The organism is Streptomyces sp. NBC_01750 (assembly GCF_035918095.1).
In the GTDB taxonomy this organism is placed as follows: domain Bacteria; phylum Actinomycetota; class Actinomycetes; order Streptomycetales; family Streptomycetaceae; genus Streptomyces.
In genome coordinates this window covers 1620401-1645221 of record NZ_CP109137.1, presented here as the reverse complement: position 1 = coordinate 1645221, position 24821 = coordinate 1620401, and the positions used below count along the sequence as shown (strand labels likewise).

The following is a 24821-nucleotide window of genomic DNA, read 5'->3' as shown; positions in this document are numbered from 1 at the left end:
GCCGATGGGGCCATGCGGCCCACCGATCATCGGGAAGGCCATGCTGAACAAGTACGCGCGTGCATTCTTCACGCGTGTCCTCACACCGTTCGCCGCATTTCTGCTCCGACGTGGGGTGAGCCCGGACGCGGTCACCCTGATCGGCACGGCCGGAGTGATGGCGGGTGCGCTGGTCTTCTTCCCCCGGGGAGAGTTCTTCTGGGGCACGATCGTCATTACGCTGTTCGTCTTCTCCGACCTCGTCGACGGCAATATGGCGCGTCAGGCGGGCGTTTCGAGCCGCTGGGGCGCATTCCTGGACTCGACGCTCGACCGCGTCGCCGACGGAGCGATCTTCGCCGGCTTCGCCCTCTGGTACGCGGGCAAGGGAGACGACAATGTGCTGTGTGCCGTCGCCATCTTCTGCCTGGCCAGCGGCCAGGTCGTCTCGTACACCAAGGCACGTGGCGAATCGATTGGCCTGCCGGTGGCCGTCAACGGTCTGATCGAGCGGGCCGAGCGGCTGGTCATCTCACTGGTCGCGGCCGGCCTCGCCGGACTGCACGCCTTCGGGGTGCCGGGAATCGAGGTGCTGCTGCCGATCGCGCTCTGGATCGTCGCCGTCGGCAGCCTGGTCACGCTGGGGCAGCGGGTCGTGACCGTACGGCGGGAAGCAGCGGAGGCCGACGCCGCGGCACATGGGAACGAGGCTGAGGCGACGTGATGCGGGAGCGTCTGACCGACGGGCTGTACGGACTCGGCTGGAGCACCGTCAAGAAGCTGCCCGAGCCGGCGGCCGCAGCGCTGGGCCGCACCATCGCTGACATCGCGTGGAAGCGGCGCGGCAAGAGCGTGCTGAGGCTCGAGTCCAACCTCGCCAGGGTGGTGCCCGACGCGAGCCCCGAGCGCCTCGCCGAGCTGTCCAGGGCCGGCATGCGTTCGTACATGCGCTACTGGATGGAGTCCTTCCGGCTTCCCGCCTGGAGCGCCGAGCGCGTCGCGAACAGCGTGGAGATCAAGGACATCCACTATCTGAAGGACGGACTCGCGTCGGGAAGCGGCGTCATACTCGCGCTGCCGCACCTGGCGAACTGGGACCTCGCTGGTGTCTGGGTCACCAGGGCCCTGGGCATCCCCTTCACGACCGTCGCCGAGCGTCTCAAGCCCGAGACGCTGTACGACCGGTTCGTGGCGTACCGGGAGAGCCTGGGCATGGAGGTCCTGCCGCACACGGGCGGCTCGGCCTTCGGGACGCTGGCGCGGCGGCTGCGCGCAGGCGGCCTTGTGTGTCTCGTCGCCGACCGCGATCTCTCGGCCTCCGGCGTCGAGGTGAAGTATTTCGGCGAGACGGCGCGGATGCCGGCCGGGCCCGCGATGCTGGCCCAGCAGACCGGCGCGCTGCTGTTGCCGGTCAACCTCTGGTACGAGGACGCGTCGATGATGAAGGGCCGGATCCATTCACCTGTCGAGGTGCCGGAGACAGGTACCAAGGCCGAGAAGACGTCCTCCATGACACAGGCGCTGGCCGATGCCTACGCCACGGGAATCACCGAACACCCGGAGGACTGGCACATGCTGCAGCGACTCTGGCTCGCCGACCTCGAGGAGCGGCGGCTGTGAAGATCGGCATCGTCTGCCCGTACTCCTGGGACGTACCGGGCGGCGTCCAATTCCATATCAGGGATCTGGCAGAGCATCTGATCCGGCTCGGCCACGAGGTGTCGGTACTGGCGCCGGCGGACGACGAGACGCCGCTGCCGCCGTACGTCGTCTCGGCGGGCCGGGCCGTACCCGTCCCGTACAACGGCTCGGTGGCCCGGCTGAACTTCGGCTTCCTGTCGGCCGCCCGGGTACGGCGCTGGCTGCACGACGGCACCTTCGACGTCATCCACATCCATGAGCCTGCCTCGCCGTCGCTGGGGCTGCTGAGCTGCTGGGCGGCGCAGGGGCCGATCGTCGCGACGTTCCACACCTCCAATCCGCGCTCGCGCGCCATGATCGCGGCCTACCCGATCCTCCAGCCGGCGCTCGAGAAGATCAGCGCCCGGATCGCGGTCAGCGAGTACGCCCGCCGGACGCTGGTCGAGCATCTGGGCGGGGACGCGGTCGTCATCCCGAACGGCGTCGACGTCGGCTTCTTCGACAAGGCCGAGCCGAAGGCGGAGTGGCAGGGCGGCACGATCGGCTTCATAGGGCGCATCGACGAGCCCCGAAAGGGCCTGCCGGTGCTGATGAAGGCGCTGCCGAAGATCCTCGCGGAATGCCCGGAGACCCGATTGCTGGTGGCGGGCCGGGGCGACGAGGAGGAGGCGGTCGCGGCACTCCCGAAGGAAATGCGCTCGCGCGTCGAGTTCCTCGGCATGGTCAGCGACGAGGACAAGGCGCGGCTGTTGCACAGCGTCGACGTGTATGTCGCGCCCAACACGGGCGGCGAGAGCTTCGGCATCATCCTGGTCGAGGCGATGTCGGCGGGCGCGCCGGTGCTGGCGAGCGACCTGGACGCGTTCGCGCAGGTGCTGGACCAGGGTGCGGCGGGCGAGCTCTTCGCGAACGAGGACGCACAGGCGCTGGCGGACGCGGCGGTACGGCTGCTGCGGGACCCGGAGCGGCGGGCGGAGCTGCGGGAGCGGGGCAGTGCGCATGTGCGGCGTTTCGACTGGTCGACGGTCGGGGCGGACATCCTGGCGGTGTACGAGACGGTGACGGACGGCGCGGCGTCGGTGGCGGCGGACGAGCGCACGCCGGGCCTGCGGTCGCGATTCGGGCTGGCGCGGGACTGAGGGGGCCCTTTTCGGGGTGCGGGTCGTTGGTCGCCGGGGCGGCCCGGTCCGCCGGGGCGCGGGTGTGGGCCGCCGGGGCCAGCCCGGTTCCCTTTCGGGGTGCGGGTCTTTGGTCGCTGGGGCAGCCCGGTCCGCCGGGGCGCGGGTGTGGGCCGCTTCGGGGCTCGTGTCCTGGACTGCTTTCCTCACCGCGCTTCGCGCGAGTTGCGACGCTTTACGTCCAGAACACAACCCCTGCGCGTCCCCTGCCGGGGAGCGGTGCCGTGGCGGGCGTGGTGTGCGGGCCGAGGCTGTCGGTCCGGGGGCGGGGCCGAGCGTCGAACGGGATCCGTGTGTCCTGCGGGGACGGGTGTCGGAGCATCTGGTCTGCGGGGTGCAGTCGGCGGTCCGGGGGCGGGCCGGCGCGTCCGGAACGGGGTCCGTGCCGCTCGTCCGGTCTGCGGGCGGAGCCGCGGCCTCGCGACCCGAGCCTTGCTCTGCGGCGCGAAGCTGCCGCTTCGGGGGTCCGGGGGCGCAGCCCCCAGTTTCGGGAAGGGGCGGGTGGGGGGCCAAAACCTCCCCCGCCACCACCGGTAGCCTTGCCGCCCGTGACCGAAACCCTCATCTGGATCGTCGTCGCCCTTGTCGCGATCGGCCTGTATCTGAGCTGGACCGCCGGGCGGCTCGACCGGCTGCACACCCGTATTGACGCCGCCCGCGCCGCGCTCGACGCCCAACTCCTGCGCCGGGCCTCGGTCACCCAGGAACTGGCCACCTCCGGCGTGCTCGATCCGGCCGCCTCGATCGTGCTGTACGAGGCCGCACACGCGGCCCGGCAGGCTGAGGAGGAGCAGCGCGAGGTCGCGGAGAGCGAGCTCAGCGCGGCGCTGCGGGCCGTCTTCGGGGAGGTGGCGCAGGTCGAAGCGGTGCGCGAAGTGCCCGGCGGCGAGGAAGCGGCCGGCGAGCTCGCGCAAGCCGTACGCCGGGTCCCGATGGCGCGGCGGTTCCACAACGACGCGGTGCGCGCGGCACGGGCTCTGCGCCGCCACCGCAAGGTCCGCTGGTTCCGGCTGGCCGGACACGCGCCGTTTCCGCTGGCCTTCGAGATGGATGACGAGCCGCCCGTCGCGCTTGCCGATCGCCCGGGCACCTGACCGCGGCACCTTCGATTCCAGCGGCACCTTCGATTCCAAAACGATCCACCGGCTGTGCATTGGCCCTTGCTGTGGACTGGCCCTTGGGGGTTGCATCTGTGGGGCATCAGCCTTCTTTCACCGAGTGAGGTCCCTCCGTGTCCAGCACCCTCCCCACCACCCCGCAGGCCCCCGAGACCGGCACCGCGCGCGTGAAGCGCGGTATGGCCGAGCAGCTCAAGGGCGGCGTGATCATGGACGTGGTCAACGCCGAGCAGGCGAAGATAGCCGAGGACGCGGGCGCGGTCGCCGTCATGGCCCTGGAGCGGGTTCCCGCCGACATCCGCAAGGACGGCGGCGTGGCCCGGATGTCCGACCCGAACATGATCGAAGAGATCATCGACGCGGTCTCGATCCCGGTCATGGCCAAGTCCCGGATCGGTCACTTCGTCGAGGCCCAGGTGCTGCAGTCCCTCGGCGTGGACTACATCGACGAGTCCGAGGTGCTGACCCCGGCCGACGAGGTGAACCACTCCGACAAGTTCGCCTTCACCACCCCGTTCGTCTGCGGCGCCACCAACCTGGGTGAGGCCCTGCGCCGGATCGCCGAGGGCGCGGCCATGATCCGCTCCAAGGGCGAGGCCGGTACCGGCAATGTCGTCGAGGCCGTCCGTCACCTGCGCCAGATCAAGAACGAGATCGCCCGGCTGCGCGGCTACGACAACAACGAGCTGTACGCCGCGGCCAAGGAGCTGCGCGCCCCGTACGAGCTGGTCAAGGAGGTCTCCGAGCTGGGCAAGCTGCCGGTGGTCCTCTTCTCCGCCGGTGGTGTGGCCACCCCCGCCGACGCCGCGCTGATGCGCCAGCTCGGTGCCGAGGGTGTCTTCGTCGGCTCCGGCATCTTCAAGTCGGGCGACCCCGCCAAGCGCGCCGCCGCCATCGTGAAGGCCACCACCTTCTACGACGACCCGAAGATCATCGCGGACGCCTCCCGCAACCTCGGCGAGGCCATGGTCGGTATCAACTGCGACACCCTCCCCGAGACCGAGCGCTACGCGAACCGGGGCTGGTAATGACCACTCCCGTGATCGGTGTCCTGGCTCTCCAGGGTGACGTACGGGAGCACCTGATCGCCCTGGCCGCGGCGGATGCCGTGGCCAGGCCGGTCCGGCGCCCCGAGGAGCTCGCCGAGGTCGACGGCCTTGTCGTCCCCGGCGGCGAATCAACCACGATGTCCAAGCTCGCGGTGCTGTTCGGCATGCTCGAGCCGCTGCGTGAACGGATCGCGGCGGGGCTGCCCGTTTACGGCACCTGCGCCGGCCTGATCATGGTTGCCGACAAGATCCTCGACCCGCGTTCGGGCCAGGAGACGCTCGGCGGCATCGACATGATCGTCCGCCGCAATGCCTTCGGGCGCCAGAACGAGTCCTTCGAGGCGGCCGTCGAGGTCGCGGGCGTGGACGACGGCCCGGTCGAGGGAGTCTTCATCCGCGCCCCGTGGGTCGAGTCGGTCGGGGCCGAGGTCGAGGTGCTCGCCGAGCACGGCGGACACATTGTCGCCGTACGGCAGGGCAATGTCCTGGCCACGTCCTTCCACCCCGAACTGACGGGCGACCACCGGGTGCACGCCCTGTTCGTCGACATGGTGCGCGCGGCAATCCGGTAGGTGCCCGCTTCAGCGCTCCGGCTGGTGGTGGTCGGGAGACGGGCGGGCCGATCCCGGTAGGATCTCTGGGGTTCGTTCAGAAATTGGTTACGCGAAGGAGACAGGCAGATGTCCGGCCACTCTAAATGGGCTACGACGAAGCACAAGAAGGCCGTGATTGACGCCAAGCGCGGCAAGCTCTTCGCGAAGCTGATCAAGAACATCGAGGTCGCTGCCCGCACCGGCGGCGTCGACCCCGAGGGCAACCCGACGCTCGTCGACGCCATTCAGAAGGCGAAGAAGAGCTCCGTCCCCAACAAGAACATCGACTCGGCCGTCAAGCGCGGCGGCGGTCTCGAAGCGGGCGGCGTCGACTACCAGACGATCATGTACGAGGGTTACGGCCCGAACGGCGTCGCGGTGCTCATCGAGTGCCTCACCGACAACCGCAACCGCGCCGCCTCCGACGTACGTGTCGCGATGACGCGCAACGGCGGCTCGATGGCCGACCCGGGCTCCGTCTCGTACCTCTTCAACCGCAAGGGCGTTGTGATCGTCCCCAAGGGTGAGCTGAGCGAGGACGACGTCCTGGGCGCGGTCCTGGACGCCGGCGCCGAAGAGGTCAACGACCTCGGTGAGTCGTACGAGGTCGTCAGCGAGGCCACCGACATGGTCGCGGTCCGCACCGCGCTCCAGGCGGCGGGCATCGACTACGACTCCGCCGAGGCCAACTTCCTGCCGACCATGCAGGTCGAGCTCGACGAAGAGGGCGCACGCAAGATCTTCAAGCTGATCGACGCGCTCGAGGACAGCGACGACGTGCAGAACGTCTTCGCCAACTTCGATGTCTCGGACGAGGTCATGGAGAAGGTCGACGCCTGACGGACGCTCAACTGGGCATACGCGGACGGGCCGACAGGGACACACCCCTGTCGGCCCGTCCGCGTCGTCGGCCCGTTGTCAGTACGAGCGGATAGCCTGCAACAACGCAGGAACACATGGTCGAAAACGACGGGAGGGGCGGCGTGCGCGTACTGGGCGTGGACCCGGGACTGACCCGGTGCGGCATCGGCGTGGTCGAAGGCGTCGCGGGCCGCCCCCTGACGATGCTCGGTGTCGGAGTCGTGCGTACGCCCGCGGACGCGGAGCTCGGCAGCCGACTGGTCGCCATCGAGCAGGGCATCGAGCAGTGGCTGGACCAGCACCGGCCCGAATTCGTGGCCGTCGAGCGGGTGTTCAGCCAGCACAATGTCCGTACGGTCATGGGCACCGCACAGGCCAGCGCGATCGCCATGCTCTGTGCCGCCCGCCGGGGCATCCCCGTCGCCCTGCACACGCCCAGTGAGGTCAAGGCGGCCGTCACCGGCAGTGGCCGGGCCGACAAGGCGCAGGTCGGAGCGATGGTGACGCGGCTGCTGCGGCTCGACGCCCCGCCCAGGCCCGCCGACGCCGCCGACGCTCTCGCCCTCGCCATCTGCCACATCTGGCGCGGACCCGCGCAGAATCGCCTCCAGCAAGCCGTCGCTCTGCACGCATCGAAAGGCCGTACCGCATGATCGCCTTTGTGAGCGGCCCGGTCGCCGCCCTCGCCCCCACCACCGCGGTCATCGAGGTCGGCGGCATCGGCATGGCAGTCCAGTGCACGCCAAACACACTCTCCGAGCTGCGCATCGGCACGGAGGCGAAGCTCGCCACCTCCCTCGTCGTACGGGAGGACTCGCTCACGCTCTACGGCTTCGTCGATGACGACGAGCGCCAGATTTTCGAGCTGCTGCAGACCGCGAGCGGCGTCGGCCCACGACTGGCCCAGGCGATGCTCGCGGTGCACACTCCCGACGTCCTGCGCATCGCTGTCGCGACCGGCGACGAGAAGGCGCTCATCGCCGTCCCGGGCATCGGCAAGAAGGGTGCCCAGAAACTGCTGCTCGAGCTGAAGGACCGCCTCGGCGAGCCGGTCGGCGCGCATATCGGCAGGCAGGGCGTCGCCACCGCCGCAGCGGCCCCGATGGCCTGGCGCGACCAACTGCACGGTGCGCTGATCGGCCTCGGATACGCGACCCGGGACGCCGACGAGGCGGTCGCCGCGGTCACGCCGCAGGCCGAGGCCGCCGCCGCCGCAGGCGGCACACCCCAGGTCGGCCAGCTGCTGAAGGCCGCCCTCCAGACCCTGAACCGCACCCGCTGACCCCACGAGGCCTACCACTGTGAACTGGGACGACACCGCACCGCCGACCGACGACACCGCGACCGAGCGGCTCGTCGGCGCGTCCGCCGACGGCGAGGACCAGGCCGTGGAGGCGGCGCTGCGGCCGAAGTCGCTGGGCGAGTTCGTCGGCCAGGAGCGCGTCCGCGAGCAGCTGGACCTTGTCCTGAAAGCGGCCCTCGCACGCGGTGCCACGGCCGATCATGTCCTGCTCTCCGGCGCTCCCGGCCTGGGCAAGACCACCCTCTCCATGATCATCGCGGCCGAGATGAACGCCCCGATCCGGATCACCTCGGGCCCCGCCATCCAGCACGCCGGCGATCTTGCCGCGATCCTCTCCTCCCTCCAGGAGGGCGAGGTTCTCTTCCTCGACGAGATCCACCGGATGTCGCGGCCGGCCGAAGAGCTGCTCTACATGGCCATGGAGGACTTCAGGGTCGACGTGATCGTCGGAAAGGGCCCCGGAGCCACTGCCATCCCGATCGAGCTCCCGCCCTTCACCCTGGTCGGCGCGACCACCCGGGCCGGCCTGCTGCCGCCCCCGCTGCGCGACCGCTTCGGCTTCACCGCCCATATGGAGTTCTACGACCCCGCCGAGCTGGAGCGGGTCATCCACCGCTCCGCCCAGCTGCTCGATGTCGAGATAGAGGCCGACGGCGCCGCCGAGATCGCGGGCCGCTCGCGCGGCACGCCCCGTATCGCCAACCGGCTGCTGCGCCGCGTCCGTGACTATGCCCAGGTCAAGGTGGACGGCCTGATCACCCGGGAGGTGGCTGCCGCCGCCCTGCGGGTGTACGAGGTGGACGCCCGCGGACTCGACCGCCTCGACCGCGCGGTGCTCCAGGCGCTGCTGGGGCTCTTCGGCGGCGGCCCGGTGGGTCTGTCGACGCTCGCGGTGGCCGTGGGGGAGGAGCGCGAGACGGTCGAGGAGGTGGCGGAGCCCTTCCTGGTACGGGAGGGACTCCTGGCCAGGACCCCCCGCGGCCGGGTGGCCACCCCTGCGGCATGGGCGCATCTCGGCCTCGTACCACCGCAGCAGGCGCCGGGTGCAAGCGGACAACAGGGGCTGTTCGGGACGTGACGGCGCGGATACTCGCACGGTCAGGAACCACGGTGGGATGCTGGGCGTTGTTCCATTGATGCGGACTCGCTTAGACTCCGCCGATGCCGCCCTTCCAGGGCCGGCGTGCCCACCCCCGTAGATAAGGCCGCCTCACCAGCGCGGTCGTGCGAAGGAAGTTCCGTCCCGTGAGTCTCGTGACCCTCCTCCCCTTCATTGTGCTCATCGGGGCAATGTTCCTGATGACCCGGTCCGCCAAGAAGAAGCAGCAGGCGGCTGCGCAGATGCGCAACGAAATGCAGCCCGGCACCGGTGTCCGGACGATCGGGGGCATGTACGCCACCGTCAAGGAACTTCACGACGACACGGTCCTCCTCGAGGTGGCCCCCGGCGTCCACGCCTTCTACGCCAAGAACGCCATCGGCGCGGTCCTCGACGACGAGGAGTACAACCGCATCGTGCACGGCGACGGCGACCTCAAGGTCGACGGCCCGATCGTGCCGGACGACGCCTCCTCGCTGACTGGGACCACGGACTCCGACGCCACGGACTCCGGCTCCCCGGACGACGCCAAGATCGACCTCGGCAAGAAGCCCGAGGCGGACGAGACCGAGGCGAAGGACGAGGCCGGGCCCAAGGGCGACACCGCGCCGAAGGGCGACACCGCGCCGAAGGGCGACGCCACGCCGAAGGACGGCAAGGCCGAGGGCGAGACCGACGCTAAGTAGTCACGATCGGGGACCGCGGCGGCGCCACCGGCGTCCGGCGGTCCCCCGGCCGTGCTGACTTCTGCGCGGGCAGGTCCCCACTACACTTCGTGGCCGCCCCGGCGCACACCCGGCACGGGACGGTTGGACAGGGAGAAACGAGAAGGTGGCAGCACCGAATAGGGGCCGAAGGCCCGCGGGGGCTCAGAGCAAGCCGGGGCGTGCCCTGGCTTTCATTCTGATCGCCATGGTCGCGCTCACAGGCGGAATGTTCTGGGCGGGTCAGCTCACCCCGCGTCTGGGTATCGACCTGGCGGGCGGTACGACCATCACGCTCGAGGCGAAGAACACCGTCGGCAACAAGAACGCCATCAACGAGACCAACATGAACACCGCGGTCGGCATCATCGAGCGCCGTGTCAATGGTCTGGGCGTCTCCGAGGCCGAGGTTCAGACGCAGGGCGCGAAGAACATCATCGTCAACATCCCCAAGGGGACGAACTCTCAGCAGGCCCGTGAGCAGGTCGGCACCACCGCCCAGCTCTACTTCCGGCCTGTGCTGACCGTCGCCGCCGGGACCCCCACCGCTCCGCAGCCCACCCCGAGCGCCTCGCCGTCCGGCAAGGCGAAGGACGGCAAGGACAAGGCCACGGGCAACAAGGAGACGGTCAACCCGCCGTCATCCGCCAAGCCCTCGGCCACTGCGACCACGCAGGGCCGCGCGGTGACCGACGCCCTGAAGGCCGCGACTCCGACGCCGAACCCCTCGGCCTCCGGCAAGCCCAAGACTTCCGAGCCGCCGAAGCCGAACCCCTCCGGTGACGCGGCGGGCACCGAGAAGTTGCAGAAGCAGTTCCTGGCTCTCGACTGCACGAAGAAGACGGCCCGCGTCGCGGCCGGCGAGAACGTCAAGCCGTCCGATCCGACTGTCGGCTGTGGCAAGAACTCCGAAGGCGTGTGGGAGAAGTACCTGCTGGGCCCGGCCGAGGTCAACGGCAAGGACGTCGACGACGCCAAGGCCACGATCGACCAGCAGTCCGGTCAGTGGATCGTGCAGATGGACTTCACCGACGCCGGCTCCAAGAAGTTCCAGAAGATCACGAGCCGGCTGTCGCAGCAGCAGCCCCCGATGAACCAGTTCGCCATCGTCCTGGACGGCGAGGTCGTCTCGGCGCCCTCGGTGCGGCAGACACTGAGCGCCAACGCCGAGATCTCCGGCAGCTTCACCCAGCAGTCCGCACAGGACCTGGGCAACATCCTGTCCTACGGTGCGCTCCCGCTCTCCTTCCATGAGCAGAGCGTCCAGACCGTCACCGCGGCGCTCGGCGGCGAGCAGCTGCAGGCCGGCCTCATCGCCGGTGCGATCGGCCTCGCGCTGGTCATCATCTACCTGGTGGCGTACTACCGCGGCCTGGCTCTGATCGCGATTCTCAGCCTCATTGTCTCGGCGATCCTGACGTACACGATCATGGCTCTGCTCGGCCCCGGCATCGGCTTCGCCCTGAATCTGCCCGCGGTGTGTGGTGCGATCGTTGCGATCGGTATCACCGCGGACTCGTTCATCGTGTACTTCGAACGTATCCGGGACGAGATCCGCGAGGGCCGTACGCTCCGGCCGGCCGTCGAGCGTGCCTGGCCGCGTGCCCGGCGCACCATCCTGGTCTCCGACTTCGTGTCCTTCCTCGCCGCCGCGGTGCTGTTCATCGTCACCGTCGGCAAGGTCCAGGGCTTCGCGTTCACACTGGGTCTGACCACCGTGCTCGACGTGGTCGTGGTGTTCCTCTTCACCAAGCCCGTCATGACGCTCCTCGCCCGCAAGAAGTTCTTCGCGAGCGGACACCCGTGGTCCGGACTGGACCCGAAGCGGCTCGGCGCCAAGCCCCCGCTGCGCCGCTCCCGCCGCGGCTCCGTCCCCACCGACCCGAAGGAGGCGTGAGATGTCGCGACTCGGCAGCCTGGGCGCCCGGCTCTACCGCGGCGAGGTCGGCTATGACTTCGTCGCCAAACGGAAGATCTGGTACGGGATCTCGATCCTGATCACCATCATGGCGATCGTCGGCCTGGCGGTGCGGGGTCTGAACCTCGGTATCGAGTTCAAGGGCGGCGCCGTATTCACCACCCCGAAGACGAGCGTCTCCGTCAGCCAGGCCCGGTCGTACGCCATAGACGCCTCGGGTCATGAGGCGATCGTCCAGAAGCTCGGCAACGGCGGGCTGCGGATCCAGGTCAGCGAACTCGACCAGACCCAGGCCAACAAGGTCAACGAGACGCTCTCCGACAAGCTGCACATCCCGAAGGACAAGATCAACGCCGAGATCGTCGGCCCCAGCTGGGGTGAGCAGATCGCCAACAAGGCATGGACCGGTCTCGCGGTCTTCATGCTCCTGGTGGTGATCTATCTCGCGATCGCCTTCGAGTGGCGAATGGCCATCGCCGCCCTGATCGCGCTGATCCACGACCTCACGATCACCATCGGTGTGTACGCGCTCGTCGGCTTCGAGGTCACACCGGGCACCGTGATCGGTCTGCTGACCATCCTCGGTTACTCCCTCTACGACACCGTCGTCGTCTTCGACGGTCTCAAGGAGGGCTCGAAGGACATCACCAAGCAGACCCGGTACACCTACAGCGAGATCGCCAACCGCAGCCTCAACGGCACGCTGGTGCGTTCCATCAACACCACCATCGTCGCGCTGCTGCCGGTCGCCGGCCTGCTGTTCATCGGCGGTGGCGTCCTCGGCGCGGGCATGCTCAACGACATCTCGCTGTCGCTGTTCGTCGGCCTCGCGGCCGGTGCGTACTCCTCGATCTTCATCGCCACGCCGCTCGTCGCCGACCTCAAGGAGCGCGAGCCGCAGATGAAGGCGCTGAAGAAGCGCGTGCTCGCCAAGCGCGCGTCCGCTGCGGCCAGGGGCGAGTCGGCGGAGGACTCCGCGGAAGAGTCGGGCGAGCCCCACGACGAGGTGTTCGGCGGCGCCGCCGCGGCCGGTGCCGTGGTGGGTCCGCGCAACCGGGGCCGTGGCCGTCCTTCGGGCAAGCGCCGATGACAGTCGGTACGCAGGAGTTCCTGCTCAGCCGTATCCGTGATGTCCCCGACTACCCGAAGCCGGGGGTGATGTTCAAGGACATCACGCCCCTGCTCGCGGATCCCGAGGCCTTCACCGCCATGACCGACGCGCTCGCCGGCTTCTGTGCGGGTCACGGGGCCACGAAGATCGTCGGTCTGGAGGCGCGCGGCTTCATCCTGGCCGCGCCGGTCGCGGTCCGCGCCGGGCTCGGGTTCATTCCCGTCCGCAAGGCGGGCAAGCTCCCCGGGGCGACGCTCTCCCAGGCGTACGAGCTGGAGTACGGCACCGCCGAGATCGAGGTGCATGCCGAGGACCTTCAGCCGGGCGACCGCGTCATGGTCATCGACGATGTCCTGGCCACCGGCGGCACTGCTGAGGCCTCGCTGGAGCTGATACGCCGGGCCGGCGCCGACATCGCCGGCGTCGCGGTCCTGATGGAGCTCGGGTTCCTCGGCGGCCGGGCCCGTCTGGAGCCGGCACTGCGCGGGGCTCCGCTGGAGAGCCTGATCACGATCTGACGCCGCGCTTCACTTCGGCAGTGGGCGCCCCGGGATCTTCCCGGGGCGCCCACTGTTCTGTCCGCCGGCCGGCGTGCGCCGCTCCTCGCTGCAACCGTGCGGGGACAGGAAGTGACGGGAGGGCACACGGCGGGATCCGGATGCCCTCTCTGTCCAGTGCGGACCTGCGGCCTCGTGAGCACTGGGACTCGTGGGTCGATACCATGGCTTCTCCGGGCCTGACCGGGGGACCCGGAACCGCAATGAGGAGCGCTCTTGCCAGACGAGGCCCAGCCCGCCGCCGCGCAGCCCGACCAGCAGGCAGAAAAGGCCGCGGCAGGCCCTGTCACGCCCGAGAGGAAGCCGGCGGAGAAGCCGAAGCCGGCACTGCCCGAGCGTGCGAACGGTGCGGCCCCGGTCTCCGCCGCGAAGTCGACGCCTGCCGCCAAGTCCACGCCGGCGGCCAGGCCCACACCCGCGCCCCCCGCCAAGTCGACGCCGACGCCCGCGCCCCCCGGCAAGCCCGCGCCCGTGTCCCGGACCGGCGGCTCCTCGAACCGTGTACGCGCCCGCCTCGCCCGCCTCGGCGTGCAGCGCTCCTCGCCGTACAACCCCGTCCTGGAACCGCTGCTGCGGATAGTGCGCAGCAATGACCCCAAGATCGAGACTTCCACGCTCCGCCAGATCGAGCGCGCCTACCAGGTGGCCGAGCGCTGGCACCGCGGCCAGAAGCGCAAGAGCGGCGACCCGTACATCACGCACCCGCTCGCCGTCACCACCATCCTCGCCGAGCTGGGCATGGACCCGGCGACGCTGATGGCCGGGCTGCTGCACGACACCGTCGAGGACACCGAGTACGGCCTGGACACCCTGCGCCGTGACTTCGGCGACCAGGTCGCCCTCCTCGTCGACGGCGTCACCAAGCTCGACAGGGTCAAGTTCGGCGAGGCCGCGCAGGCCGAGACCGTACGCAAGATGGTCGTCGCCATGGCCAAGGACCCGCGCGTCCTGGTCATCAAACTCGCCGACCGGCTGCACAACATGCGCACCATGCGCTATCTCAAGCGGGAGAAGCAGGAGAAGAAGGCCCGCGAGACCCTCGAGATCTACGCGCCCCTGGCCCACCGCCTGGGCATGAACACCATCAAGTGGGAGCTGGAGGACCTCGCCTTCGCGATCCTCTATCCCAAGATGTACGACGAGATCGTGCGGCTCGTCGCCGAGCGCGCGCCCAAGCGTGACGAGTACCTCGCCATAGTGACCGACGAGGTCCAGTCCGATCTGCGAGCCGCCCGCATCAAGGCCACCGTCACCGGCAGGCCGAAGCACTACTACAGCGTCTACCAGAAGATGATCGTCCGCGGCCGTGACTTCGCGGAGATCTACGACCTGGTCGGCATCCGCGTTCTCGTGGACAGCGTCCGCGACTGCTACGCGGCGCTCGGCACCGTCCACGCGCGATGGAACCCGGTCCCCGGCCGGTTCAAGGACTACATCGCGATGCCCAAGTTCAACATGTACCAGTCGCTGCACACCACGGTGATCGGTCCCAACGGCAAGCCCGTCGAGCTGCAGATTCGTACCTTCGACATGCACCGCCGTGCCGAGTACGGCATCGCGGCGCACTGGAAGTACAAGCAGGAGCCCTCCGCCGGTGCCTCCAAGGTGCGCACCGACGTACCGAAGAAGGCCGGCAAGGACGACCACATCAATGACATGGCGTGGCTGCGCCAGCTGCTCGACTGGCAGAAGGAGACGGAGGACCCCAGCGAGTTCCTGGAGTCGCTGCGCTTCGACCTCTCCCGCAACGAGGTCTTCGTCTTCACGCCGAAGGGCGACGTCATAGCGCTGCCGGCCGGCGCCACTCCCGTCGACTTCGCGTACGCCGTGCACACCGAGGTCGGCCACCGGACCATAGGGGCGCGGGTCAACGGGCGGCTCGTCCCGCTCGAATCGACCCTCGACAACGGCGACCTGGTGGAGGTCTTCACCTCCAAGGCCGAAGGAGCCGGACCTTCGCGCGACTGGCTGGGCTTCGTCAAGTCGCCCCGGGCCCGCAACAAGATCCGCGCGTGGTTCTCCAAGGAGCGCCGCGAGGAGGCCATCGAGCACGGCAAGGACGCCATCGCGCGGGCCATGCGCAAGCAGAACCTGCCGATCCAGCGCATCCTCACCGGCGACTCGCTCGTCACACTGGCGCACGAGATGCGCTATCCGGACATCTCGTCCCTGTACGCGGCGATCGGCGAGGGCCATGTGGCCGCGCAGGGCGTCGTGCAGAAGCTGGTGCAGGCCCTCGGCGGCGAGGAGGCCGCCAGTGAGGACATCGCCGAGAGCACACCGCCCACGCACGGCGGCCGCAGCAAGCGCCGCGCCAACGCTGATCCCGGCGTGGTCGTCAAGGGCGTCGAGGACGTCTGGGTCAAGCTCGCCCGCTGTTGTACGCCCGTCCCCGGCGACCCCATCATCGGCTTCGTCACCCGCGGATCCGGCGTATCGGTTCACCGGGCGGACTGCGTCAACGTCGACTCGCTCTCGCAGCAGCCGGAGCGCATCCTCGAGGTCGAATGGGCCCCGACCCAGTCGTCCGTCTTCCTGGTCGCCATCCAGGTCGAGGCGCTCGACCGGTCCAGGCTCCTCTCGGACGTCACCCGCGTCCTGTCCGACCAGCACGTCAACATCCTGTCGGCGGCCGTCCAGACCTCCCGCGACCGGGTGGCCACCTCGCGCTTCACCTTCGAGATGGGCGACCCGAAGCATCTCGGGCATGTGCTGAAGGCGGTGCGGGGCGTGGAGGGCGTCTACGACGTGTACCGCGTGACCTCGGCCCGCAGCGGGGCGTGAGCCGCGGGCCGTAGCCGGGCATGAGGCGGCCCCGGTACGCGATGCGTACCGGGGCCGCCTTTCTGGCACATCAGCCATCGATCGAGGAATCCCGACGGCGGACAACCACATCCGCGGGTGCGGCCGATGGCACCTCCCGGCCCGCTGGGGCCGGGGGAGGTTCGGCCGCCTGGGGCCCTCTTCAGCCGCCGAACTCCTCCAGGCCCTTCAGCGCCTGGTCGAGCAGCGCCTGCCGGCCCTCGAGCTCCTTGGCGAGCTTGTCCGCCTTGGCGTTGTTGCCCGCCGCGCGCGCCGCGTCGATCTGCCCGCGCAGCTTGTCCACGGCCGCCTGGAGCTGGCCCGTCAGACCCGCGGCACGCGCGCGCGCCTCAGGGTTCGTCCGGCGCCACTCGTTCTCCTCGGTCTCCTGCAGGGCCCGCTCCACAGCGTGCATCCGGCCCTCGACCTTGGGCCGGGCGTCACGTGGTACGTGGCCGATGGCCTCCCAGCGCTCGTTGATGGACCGGAAGGCGGCTCGCGCGGCCTTGAGGTCCGTCACCGGCACCAGCTTCTCGGCCTCGGCGGCGAGCTCCTCCTTGAGCTTGAGGTTCTCGCCCTGCTCGGCGTCCCGCTCGGCGAAGACCCCGCTGCGCGCGGCGAAGAAGACGTCCTGGGCGCCGCGGAAACGGTTCCACAGGTCGTCCTCGGAGTCGCGCTGGGCGCGGCCTGCCGCCTTCCACTCCGCCATCAGCTCGCGGTAGCGGGCGGCCGTCACACCCCAGTCGGTGGAGCCGGAGAGCGACTCGGCCTCGGTGACCAGCTTCTCCTTGGCCTTACGGGCCTCCTCGCGCTGGGCGTCCAGCGAGGCGAAGTGCGCCTTGCGGCGCTTGGAGAACGCGGAGCGCGCGTGCGAGAAACGGTGCCACAGCTCGTCGTCGGACTTCCGGTCGAGCCGGGGAAGGCCCTTCCAGGTGTCCACCAGCGCGCGCAGCCGCTCGCCCGCTGCGCGCCACTGCTCGCTCTGCGCCAGCTCCTCGGCCTCGGTGACCAGCGCTTCCTTGGCGTGCCGCGCCTCGTCGTTCTGCTTCGCCTTCTGGACCTTGCGCTCCTCGCGGCGCTTGTCCACCGTCGCGACGAGAGCGTCGAGGCGGACACGCAGCGCGCCGAGGTCACCCACGGCGTGATGCTCGTCCACCTGCTGACGCAGATGATCGATGGCGGTCTGGGCGTCCTTGGCCGAGAGATCGGTGGTCTTCACCCGCCGCTCGAGGAGGCCGATCTCGACCACCAAGCCCTCGTACTTGCGCTCGAAATAGGCCAGCGCCTCCTCGGGAGTGCCCGCCTGCCACGATCCGACGACCTGCTCGCCATCGGCAGTACGCACGTACACGGTGCCCGTCTCATCGACACGGCCCCACGGGTCGCTGCTCACAGCGCCTCCTCCACCTGATGCCCGCAAAGGGGTTTTGCCCCCGGGCATCGTCCACAGTTTCCTGGGGCGGGCTGCCCGCCCGCCCTGCACAACGCCAATCTAGGCGACCGGCCGCCCGGCTGTCCGCACTCAGCGCGGCCGAAATTCCCCGGCTCACACCTTCGTGACGGCCGCCTTCTCAATGGTGACGGCCTTCTTCGGGGCGCCGTCCTGTGCCCCGCCGGCGACTCCGGCCTTCGCCAGTTCCTGGACGACCTTCAGGCCCTCGTCGTCCATCTTTCCGAACGGCGTGTAGCTGGGCGGCAGTTTCGTCTCCTTGTAGACGAGGAAGAACTGACTGCCTCCGCTGTGCGGCTGGCCGGTATTGGCCATCGCCACCGTTCCGGCCGGATAGGTCACCGTGCCGTCGGCGCCCGCCTTGCCCAGCGCGGTCAGATTCTCGTCGGGGATCGTGTAGCCGGGCCCGCCCGTGCCGTCGCCCTTCGGGTCCCCGCACTGCAGCACGAAAATGCCCTGCGTGGTCAGTCGATGACATTTCGTACCGTTGAAGTATCCCTTGTCCGCGAGGGACTTGAAGGAGTTCGCGGTGTGCGGGGTCTTCGCCGCGTCCATCGCGATCTTGATGTCGCCCTCGTTCGTCTTGAGGGACATCGAGTACTTCGCCGCCTTGTCGATCGCCATGGCGGGCTCGGGGGTGGTGCTCTCGCTCTTGGACGGGGTGGCGCTGGAGGACTGGCTGTCCTCCACCGAGTCACTGGCCTTGGTGTCCCCGTCGGAGAGCCCTACCGAGGCGTAGGCGGCGCCCCCGGCGAGGACCAGGACGACCGCAGCCGCGATGATCGCGTTCCGCTGCTTCGCCTTCCGGGACTTCTGCCGACGCTGCTGCTGGCGCTCGAACTTCTCCCTGGCGAGCTGACGCCGCCGCTGATCGCTGCTGACCACCGGGTCTTCTCCTTGTGTCTCGCGTGATGCCGACCGGCCGAGTGTGCCCCGTACCGTATACGGGTTGGCTGTGGGACGAGCGGCGCCGGTAGGCTCTGAACTGCTGCAATTCAATACAGCTTTATCCCTCTCGACGACCACACCGAGGACGATCGTGCTTATTGCCGGGTTCCCCGCAGGAGCCTGGGGGACCAACTGTTACCTGGTCGCCCCGGCCGCAGGCGAGGAGTGCGTGATCATCGACCCGGGCCACCAGGCGGCCGAGGGAGTCGAAGAAGCGCTTGCGAAGCATCGGCTCAAGCCTGTCGCCGTCGTGCTCACGCATGGCCACATCGACCATGTCGCCTCTGTTGTCCCGGTGTGCGGCGCCCATGACGTACCGGCGTGGATCCACCCCGCGGACCGGTACATGATGAGCGACCCGGAGAAGGCGCTGGGCCGGTCGATCGGGATGCCGCTGATGGGCGAGCTGACCGTGGGAGAGCCGGACGACGTCAAGGAGCTGGCCGACGGTGTCGAGCTGCGCCTCGCCGGCCTCGACTTCTCGGTCGCGCACGCGCCCGGCCATACCAAGGGGTCGGTGACGTTCCGGATGCCCGAGACCGATGACATTCCGTCGGTCTTCTTCTCGGGAGATCTGCTCTTCGCCGGCTCCATCGGACGCACGGACCTGCCCGGGGGCGACCACGCCGAGATGCTCGAGTCGTTGGCGCGTGTGTGCCTGCCGCTCGACGACTCGACCGTGGTGCTGTCCGGCCACGGCCCCCAGACGACCATCGGCCGCGAGCGTGCCACCAATCCGTATGTGCGGGATGTGGCCGCCGGCCTCGGGAGCGCAGCAGCTCCCCGACGAGGAATGTGACGAGAGTTTCCGTGAGCACCTTTCAGGCCCCCAAGGGCACGTACGACCTGATTCCGCCGACGTCCGCGATGACCCTCGCGGTGCGTGAGGCGATCTCCGCACCGCTGAAGAACTCCGGCTACGGCTACATCGAGACGCCCGGATTCGAGAACGTCGAGCTGTTCTCGCGCGGTGTCGGCGAATCCACCGACATCGTCTCCAAGGAGATGTACGCCTTCGAGACCAAGGGCGGCGACAAGCTGGCGCTGCGTCCCGAAGGCACCGCATCCGTGCTGCGCGCGGCGCTGGAGGCCAACCTCCACAAGGCCGGCAACCTGCCGGTGAAGCTCTGGTACTCGGGCTCGTACTACCGCTACGAGCGCCCGCAGAAGGGCCGCTACAGGCACTTCTCGCAGGTCGGCGCAGAAGCGATCGGTGTGGAAGACCCGGCGTTGGACGCCGAGCTGATCATCCTGGCCGACCAGGCGTACCGCTCGCTCGGCCTGCGTGATTTCCGCATCCTGCTGAACTCGCTGGGCGACAAGGAGTGCCGCCCCGTCTACCGGGACGCGCTTCAGGGCTTTCTGCGCGGGCTCGAGCTGGACGAGGACACCCGGCGCCGGATCGAGATCAACCCGCTGCGGGTCCTCGACGACAAGCGCGCGGAGGTCCAGAAGCAGCTGGTGGGCGCGCCGCTGCTGCGTGACTACCTGTGCGACGCGTGCAAGGCGTACCACGAGGAGGTGCGTGAGCTGCTGACCGCGGCGGGCGTCACGTACGAGGACGACGAGAAGCTGGTGCGCGGCCTCGACTACTACACGCGCACGACCTTCGAGTTCGTCCACGACGGTCTCGGCTCGCAGTCCGCGGTGGGCGGCGGCGGCCGCTACGACGGCCTCTCCGAGATGATCGGCGGCCCGGCGCTGCCGTCGGTCGGCTGGGCGCTCGGCGTGGACCGTACGGTCCTGGCGCTGGAGGCGGAGGGCATCGAGCTCGAACTCCCCTCCACCACGAGGGTGTTCGCGGTCCCGCTCGGCGAGGAGGCGCGCCGCGTGCTGTTCGCTCTCGTCACGGAGTTGCGCAAGGCCGGTGTCGCGGCGGACTTCTCGTACGGCGGGAAGGGCCTCAAGGGCGCGATGAAGAGCGCGAACCGCTCGGGCGCGCGCTACACGCTTGTGGCCGGCGAGCGCGATCTCGCCGAGGGTGTGGTCCAGCTCAAGGACATGGAGAGCGGCGAGCAGTCGCCGGTGGCTCTGGCGGACGCGGTGACCGTGATCCGTGAACGCCTGGCCTGACGTTTTTGCCTGGGGCCCTGCCCCGGACCCCTCGGAGGGCGTACGGGGGGTCCGGGGCGGCTCGAGGCGTTCTGCTCAAGGCCCACCAGCGTGATGACCTCTTCGGGTTACGGGATTTCGGGTCTTAATGGTCCAAATGCGACACCTCCTCCCGGGCCGTCAACTCCGCGGGTGCGGATTCGTCCTGCCAAAGGAGGCCGATACGGGAGCGCCGGAGGCGGTTCCCGGTCGCGGGATCCGCGCCCCGAGGACGGTCACCTCGCCCGCATACCGCGCGCGATGCCCCTCGAGGATCTCCACCGTCGCGCTCCTGCCCGCCCCCGTCGGGGCGGAGGACGCCGCAGGCCTCACCCTGCCGGATGCCCTGGTCCAGGCCGTCCACAGCGGACGGTTCGCCGTAGCGCTCGCGAAGTCCGTGCCCGTTCACCGCGAGTTCTGTGAGGGTGACGAGCTTGCTCCCGGAGGTGAGCAGTCCGGGACGGCGGTCCGTACATCCTTATGTCCATCGAACGGTGGACACAGGGGCGGGTGCGGCAGAATGACCCTGCCCCAGCAGGCTACTGAGCGATGGATCGGCGATATGAAGACTGCACCTGTTGACGACGTGTCCTCCGGCCGGCAGGCCGACGGCTCCAAGGGCACGATCGGTGGCGGTCGTGCCTTCGCATGGCTGCTGGTGATCACGGGTGCGGCCGGGCTGCTGGCCTCATGGGTGATCACGATCGACAAGATCAAGCTGGCGGAGGATCCGTCGTTCACGCCCGGCTGCAGTCTGAATCCGGTCGTTTCCTGCGGCAACATCATGAAGAGCGAGCAGGCCGCGGCGTTCGGGTTCCCGAATCCGATGATGGGGCTGGTGGCGTACTCGATGGTGATCGCCATCGGGGTCGCGCTGCTGGCCGGGGCCCGCTACCGCCGCTGGTACTGGCTCGGTCTCAACGCCGGCTGTCTCTTCGGCGTCGGGTTCTGCACCTGGCTGCAGTACCAGTCGCTGTACAACATCAACTCGCTGTGCCTGTGGTGCTCGCTGGCCTGGGTCGCCACGATCGTGATGTTCTGCTACGTCACCCTGCACAACATCAGGCACTACGTCATCAAGGTCCCGGAGGGGCTGCGAAAGGGCCTCCTGGAGTTCCACTGGATGCCGCCGGTGCTGTGGATCGGGATCATCGGGATGCTGATCCTGACCCGCTGGTGGGACTTCTGGACCAGCTGACCCGGCCGGACGGCGCTGTCAGTGCCCTGACATAGGCTTCACGGCGTGGAGCCCGACCTCTTTACCGCCGCAGCCGAAGAACGCCAGGAGAAGGATCCGTCCAGCAGCCCACTGGCCGTTCGGATGCGTCCGCGCACCCTCGACGAAGTCGTCGGCCAGCAGCATCTGCTGAAGCCGGGATCGCCGCTGCGCCGGCTCGTCGGCGAAGGCGGCGGCGGCCCCGCCGGTCCGTCGTCCGTGATCCTCTGGGGCCCGCCCGGCATCGGCAAGACGACCCTCGCGTATGTCGTCTCCAAGGCCACCAACAAGCGCTTTGTGGAGCTCTCCGCGATCACCGCGGGCGTCAAGGAGGTCCGGGCGGTCATCGAGGGAGCCCGCCGCGCGGCCGGCGGCTTCGGCAAGGAGACCGTCCTCTTCCTCGACGAGATCCACCGTTTCTCCAAGGCGCAGCAGGACTCCCTGCTGCCCGCCGTGGAGAACCGCTGGGTCACGCTGATCGCCGCCACCACCGAGAATCCGTACTTCTCGATCATCTCCCCGCTGCTGTCCCGCTCCCTGCTGCTCACGCTGGAATCGCTCACGGACGAGGATCTGACCGGACTGCTGCGACGGGCGCTCACCGACCAACGCGGCCTGGGCGGCGTGGTCGCACTCCCGGAGGACTCCGAGGCACATCTGCTGCGGATTGCCGGCGGCGACGCCCGCCGGGCGCTGACCGCGCTCGAGGCCGCGGCCGGCGCGGCCATGGACAAGAGCGAGAAGGCGATCAGCCTCCAGACGCTGGAGGAGACCGTCGACCGCGCTGCGGTGAAGTACGACCGCGACGGCGATCAGCACTACGACGTGGCGAGCGCTCTCATCAAGTCCATCCGCGGCTCCGATGTGGACGCGGCGCTGCACTATCTGGCGCGCATGATCGAGGCGGGGGAGGACCCGCGGTTCATCGCCCGCCGGCTGATGATCTCGGCGAGCGAGGACATTGGCCTCGCGGACCCGACGGCTCTGCCGACCGCGGTCGCCGCCGCCCAGGCCGTGGCCATGATCGGTTTCCCCGAGGCGGCCCTCACTCTCAGCCACGCCACCATCGCGCTGGCGCTGGCCCCCAAGTCGAATGCCGCCACCACCGCGATCGGCGCCGCGCTGGCGGACGTACGGAACGGACTGGCCGGAGCGGTCCCGCCGCATCTTCGCGACGGCCACTACAAGGGGGCGGCCAAGCTCGGTCATGCCCAGGGCTATGTCTATCCGCACGATGTGCCGGGTGCGATCGCCGCCCAGCAGTACGCCCCGGACGCGGTGCACGGCAAGCGCTACTACGAGCCCACGCGGTACGGCGCGGAGGCGCGCTATGCCGATGTGGTCGAGAAGGTGCGCGAGCGGCTGCGCCCGGAAGGCCAGGCCGAGGGGCGGTGACATCCGGCGCACCTGCGCCGGTCAGTGCGAAGCGGCTCCGAAGAGCGTGTGCATCGCCCGGCGCAGCTCGGTGACATCGCGTACCGGTTCGGGAAAGTCGAAGCGGGCGTCGAAGCACGGCTCGCCCACGAACCGCACCCGCAGTCCGAACCGGTCCAGTGCCAGCGGCACCGCACGCTGCCGGTTCGCGCCCGCCCTGTCCGCCCGGTCGCCGAGCAGCCCGCACAGCTCCTGCACCTGCTCGCCGTGCGCGGAGTGCAGATGCTGCAGCAGGTCGGCCTCGTGCGTCACAAGAGGATCGACGGACGCCTGCGCGAACTCCTCCGGCTCGACGCTCTCCGCGCCCCACAGATCGTCGACGCAGGCCTCGCCCACCTCGAGCCGCAGCATCATGGAGCCGGGCTCGGCCAGGCCGGGTACGCAGGTGAGCCAGCCGGAGACCCAGGCGCGGCCGCGGATACGATGGGGCACGGACACCGGGGCGACGTCGGTGATCTCCAGCACGGCGGACAGTTCGTCGTCCTGGGCGTGCGTGGCGGCCCGCACAGCCGGTGAGTCGGCGGGAAACAGCAGGAACACCTCGCCGTCATGCCCCACGACCCGCGCCCGAGGTGTGAGCTGGTCAGGACGTGCTCCGTCCAGGCCGGGGATGAGCACTACCCCGGAGCATGTACTCTGTACGAGAGTTCGTGTGCGCTCGGCTGCTGACGGCATCCGAGTGATTTCAAGCCCGCTGGGACGCGGCTGACCATGAGCTGATCGGACCTCCGTCGCCTCGACGCTCTGTGAATCGTCGACGTTCTTTGTGCTGTCCGTGATGCGCTTGGTGTTCCCAGGGCGAGACATGCGATCTCCTTGAGTAAGGTGAGCCTAACCTAACCTACAATGGAGGTCTGGAGAACGTGCCTAACCAGTCGCGTCCCAAGGTCAAGAAGTCACGCGCGCTCGGTATCGCGCTGACGCCGAAGGCTGTCAAGTACTTCGAAGCCCGCCCCTACCCGCCGGGCGAGCACGGCCGTGGCCGCAAGCAGAACTCTGACTACAAGGTGCGTCTGCTCGAGAAGCAGCGTCTGCGCGCCCAGTACGACATCAGCGAGCGCCAGATGGCGCGTGCCTACGACCGCGCCAAGAAGGCCGAGGGCAAGACCGGTGACGCGCTGGTCATCGAGCTCGAGCGCCGCCTCGACGCCCTGGTCCTGCGTTCGGGCATCGCCCGCACCATCTACCAGGCCCGTCAGATGGTCGTGCACGGCCACATCGAGGTCAACGGTGGCAAGGTCGACAAGCCGTCGTTCCGCGTCCGTCCCGACGACGTGGTGATGGTCCGCGAGCGCAGCCGCGAGAAGTCGCTCTTCCAGGTCGCGCGTGAGGGTGGCTTCGCCCCCGACGGCGAGACCCCCCGCTACCTGCAGGTCAACCTGAAGGCCCTGGCGTTCCGCCTGGACCGTGACCCGCAGCGCAAGGAAGTTCCGGTCATCTGCGACGAGCAGCTGGTCGTCGAGTACTACGCCCGCTGATCAAGGCGCAGTAGCTCACAGCGCTGCAGCCCGCCGCTTCCCCGCCCTTACCGGTGGAGGAGCCGGCGGGCTCTCGCGTTTCCCGGGGCCGCGTAGCCGGGCCGCACGCCGCAGGACCATCCATGCGGGAGCGGCCTTCCCGTACGCGGGCCTCAAAGAAGCGATGGCCGCCTCGTTCGGAACACGCGGCGTACCGACGGACAAGCACTCCGTACAATCGGCTTGCGCAACTCCCCGCCTCCTGCCTTCTGCCCACCCGGAATGCGGTAGGGGGCGCGACCGTGGGCGCGA

23 protein-coding genes are annotated in these 24821 nt (G+C 69.2%); 20 read left to right on the top strand and 3 right to left on the bottom strand.

Annotated elements, in window-relative coordinates; all coding sequences use genetic code 11:
• Positions 1-40 precede the first annotated feature (40 nt).
• From pgsA to OG966_RS07215, 15 genes are all read left to right on the top strand, one after another.
• Positions 41-703, top strand: coding sequence for a phosphatidylinositol phosphate synthase (gene pgsA / locus OG966_RS07285; protein ID WP_326648619.1), 663 nt, complete (start codon positions 41-43; stop codon positions 701-703).
• Positions 703-1599 (top strand): phosphatidylinositol mannoside acyltransferase, encoded by an 897-nt coding sequence (locus tag OG966_RS07280; protein WP_326648618.1) that lies wholly within the window; start codon positions 703-705, stop codon positions 1597-1599. Before pgsA ends, OG966_RS07280 begins: the two co-directional genes overlap by 1 nt.
• Positions 1596-2759, top strand: coding sequence for a glycosyltransferase family 4 protein (locus tag OG966_RS07275; RefSeq protein WP_326648617.1), 1164 nt, complete (start codon positions 1596-1598; stop codon positions 2757-2759). The genes OG966_RS07280 and OG966_RS07275 overlap by 4 nt, the downstream gene beginning before the upstream one ends.
• Positions 2760-3346: 587 nt before the next feature.
• Positions 3347-3892, top strand: coding sequence for a hypothetical protein (locus OG966_RS07270; protein ID WP_326648616.1), 546 nt, complete (start codon positions 3347-3349; stop codon positions 3890-3892).
• A 203-nt stretch (positions 3893-4095) separates the two neighbouring features.
• The gene (gene pdxS / locus OG966_RS07265; RefSeq protein ID WP_246340122.1) at positions 4096-4944 is read left to right on the top strand and encodes a pyridoxal 5'-phosphate synthase lyase subunit PdxS; all 849 of its coding nucleotides are present in this window, start codon (positions 4096-4098) and stop codon (positions 4942-4944) included.
• Positions 4944-5537 (top strand): pyridoxal 5'-phosphate synthase glutaminase subunit PdxT, encoded by a 594-nt coding sequence (gene pdxT / locus OG966_RS07260; protein ID WP_326648615.1) that lies wholly within the window; start codon positions 4944-4946, stop codon positions 5535-5537. The genes pdxS and pdxT overlap by 1 nt, the downstream gene beginning before the upstream one ends.
• Positions 5538-5645: 108 nt before the next feature.
• Complete coding sequence (locus tag OG966_RS07255) at positions 5646-6398, top strand: YebC/PmpR family DNA-binding transcriptional regulator (protein WP_326648614.1); 753 nt, start codon at positions 5646-5648, stop codon at positions 6396-6398.
• Between the two features lie 143 nt (positions 6399-6541).
• Positions 6542-7072 carry a crossover junction endodeoxyribonuclease RuvC gene (ruvC, locus tag OG966_RS07250; RefSeq protein ID WP_326655111.1) on the top strand — a complete coding sequence of 177 codons (531 nt, stop codon included), beginning with the start codon at positions 6542-6544 and terminating at the stop codon, positions 7070-7072.
• Positions 7069-7701: a Holliday junction branch migration protein RuvA gene (gene ruvA, locus OG966_RS07245; protein ID WP_326648613.1), complete on the top strand. Its 633-nt coding sequence runs from the start codon at positions 7069-7071 to the stop codon at positions 7699-7701. Before ruvC ends, ruvA begins: the two co-directional genes overlap by 4 nt.
• Positions 7702-7720: 19 nt before the next feature.
• Positions 7721-8800, top strand: coding sequence for a Holliday junction branch migration DNA helicase RuvB (gene ruvB, locus OG966_RS07240; RefSeq protein ID WP_326648612.1), 1080 nt, complete (start codon positions 7721-7723; stop codon positions 8798-8800).
• A 167-nt stretch (positions 8801-8967) separates the two neighbouring features.
• Positions 8968-9507, top strand: coding sequence for a preprotein translocase subunit YajC (gene yajC, locus OG966_RS07235; protein WP_326648611.1), 540 nt, complete (start codon positions 8968-8970; stop codon positions 9505-9507).
• Positions 9508-9652: 145 nt separating this feature from the next.
• Positions 9653-11422, top strand: a complete 1770-nt coding sequence (secD, locus tag OG966_RS07230; RefSeq protein ID WP_326648610.1) for a protein translocase subunit SecD — start codon at positions 9653-9655, stop codon at positions 11420-11422.
• A gap of 1 nt (position 11423) precedes the next feature.
• Positions 11424-12533: a protein translocase subunit SecF gene (secF, locus tag OG966_RS07225; RefSeq protein ID WP_326648609.1), complete on the top strand. Its 1110-nt coding sequence runs from the start codon at positions 11424-11426 to the stop codon at positions 12531-12533.
• Positions 12530-13072, top strand: a complete 543-nt coding sequence (locus tag OG966_RS07220; RefSeq protein WP_326648608.1) for an adenine phosphoribosyltransferase — start codon at positions 12530-12532, stop codon at positions 13070-13072. Before secF ends, OG966_RS07220 begins: the two co-directional genes overlap by 4 nt.
• A gap of 255 nt (positions 13073-13327) precedes the next feature.
• Positions 13328-15895, top strand: a complete 2568-nt coding sequence (locus OG966_RS07215; RefSeq protein WP_326648606.1) for a RelA/SpoT family protein — start codon at positions 13328-13330, stop codon at positions 15893-15895.
• 181 nt (positions 15896-16076) lie between these two features.
• Here OG966_RS07215 and OG966_RS07210 read toward each other — a convergent pair whose 3' ends face one another.
• Positions 16077-17306, bottom strand: coding sequence for a DUF349 domain-containing protein (locus OG966_RS07210; protein ID WP_326648605.1), 1230 nt, complete (start codon positions 17304-17306; stop codon positions 16077-16079).
• Positions 17307-17459: 153 nt separating this feature from the next.
• Positions 17460-18248 carry a peptidylprolyl isomerase gene (locus OG966_RS07205; RefSeq protein ID WP_326648604.1) on the bottom strand — a complete coding sequence of 263 codons (789 nt, stop codon included), beginning with the start codon at positions 18246-18248 and terminating at the stop codon, positions 17460-17462.
• Positions 18249-18402: 154 nt separating this feature from the next.
• Here OG966_RS07205 and OG966_RS07200 point away from each other — a divergent pair, with 154 nt between their 5' ends.
• The 4 genes from OG966_RS07200 (at position 18403) to OG966_RS07185 (ending at position 23013) form a co-directional block, all read left to right on the top strand.
• Positions 18403-19110: an MBL fold metallo-hydrolase gene (locus tag OG966_RS07200; protein WP_326648603.1), complete on the top strand. Its 708-nt coding sequence runs from the start codon at positions 18403-18405 to the stop codon at positions 19108-19110.
• Positions 19111-19121: 11 nt separating this feature from the next.
• Positions 19122-20384: a histidine--tRNA ligase gene (gene hisS / locus OG966_RS07195; RefSeq protein ID WP_326648602.1), complete on the top strand. Its 1263-nt coding sequence runs from the start codon at positions 19122-19124 to the stop codon at positions 20382-20384.
• Between the two features lie 580 nt (positions 20385-20964).
• On the top strand, positions 20965-21600 hold the full coding sequence (locus OG966_RS07190; RefSeq protein ID WP_326648601.1) for a vitamin K epoxide reductase family protein: 636 nt from the start codon (positions 20965-20967) through the stop codon (positions 21598-21600).
• 45 nt (positions 21601-21645) lie between these two features.
• Entirely contained in the window at positions 21646-23013 is a 1368-nt protein-coding gene (locus OG966_RS07185; protein ID WP_326648600.1) for a replication-associated recombination protein A, read from the top strand.
• Positions 23014-23034: 21 nt separating this feature from the next.
• Here the strand turns inward: OG966_RS07185 and OG966_RS07180 are convergent, their stop codons facing one another.
• On the bottom strand, positions 23035-23727 hold the full coding sequence (locus OG966_RS07180) for a DUF2470 domain-containing protein (RefSeq protein ID WP_326648598.1): 693 nt from the start codon (positions 23725-23727) through the stop codon (positions 23035-23037).
• Between the two features lie 188 nt (positions 23728-23915).
• On the opposite strand from OG966_RS07180, the gene rpsD reads away from it, so the two are divergent.
• Positions 23916-24530 (top strand): 30S ribosomal protein S4, encoded by a 615-nt coding sequence (gene rpsD, locus OG966_RS07175; protein ID WP_326648597.1) that lies wholly within the window; start codon positions 23916-23918, stop codon positions 24528-24530.
• The last annotated feature ends 291 nt before the right edge of the window (positions 24531-24821 follow it).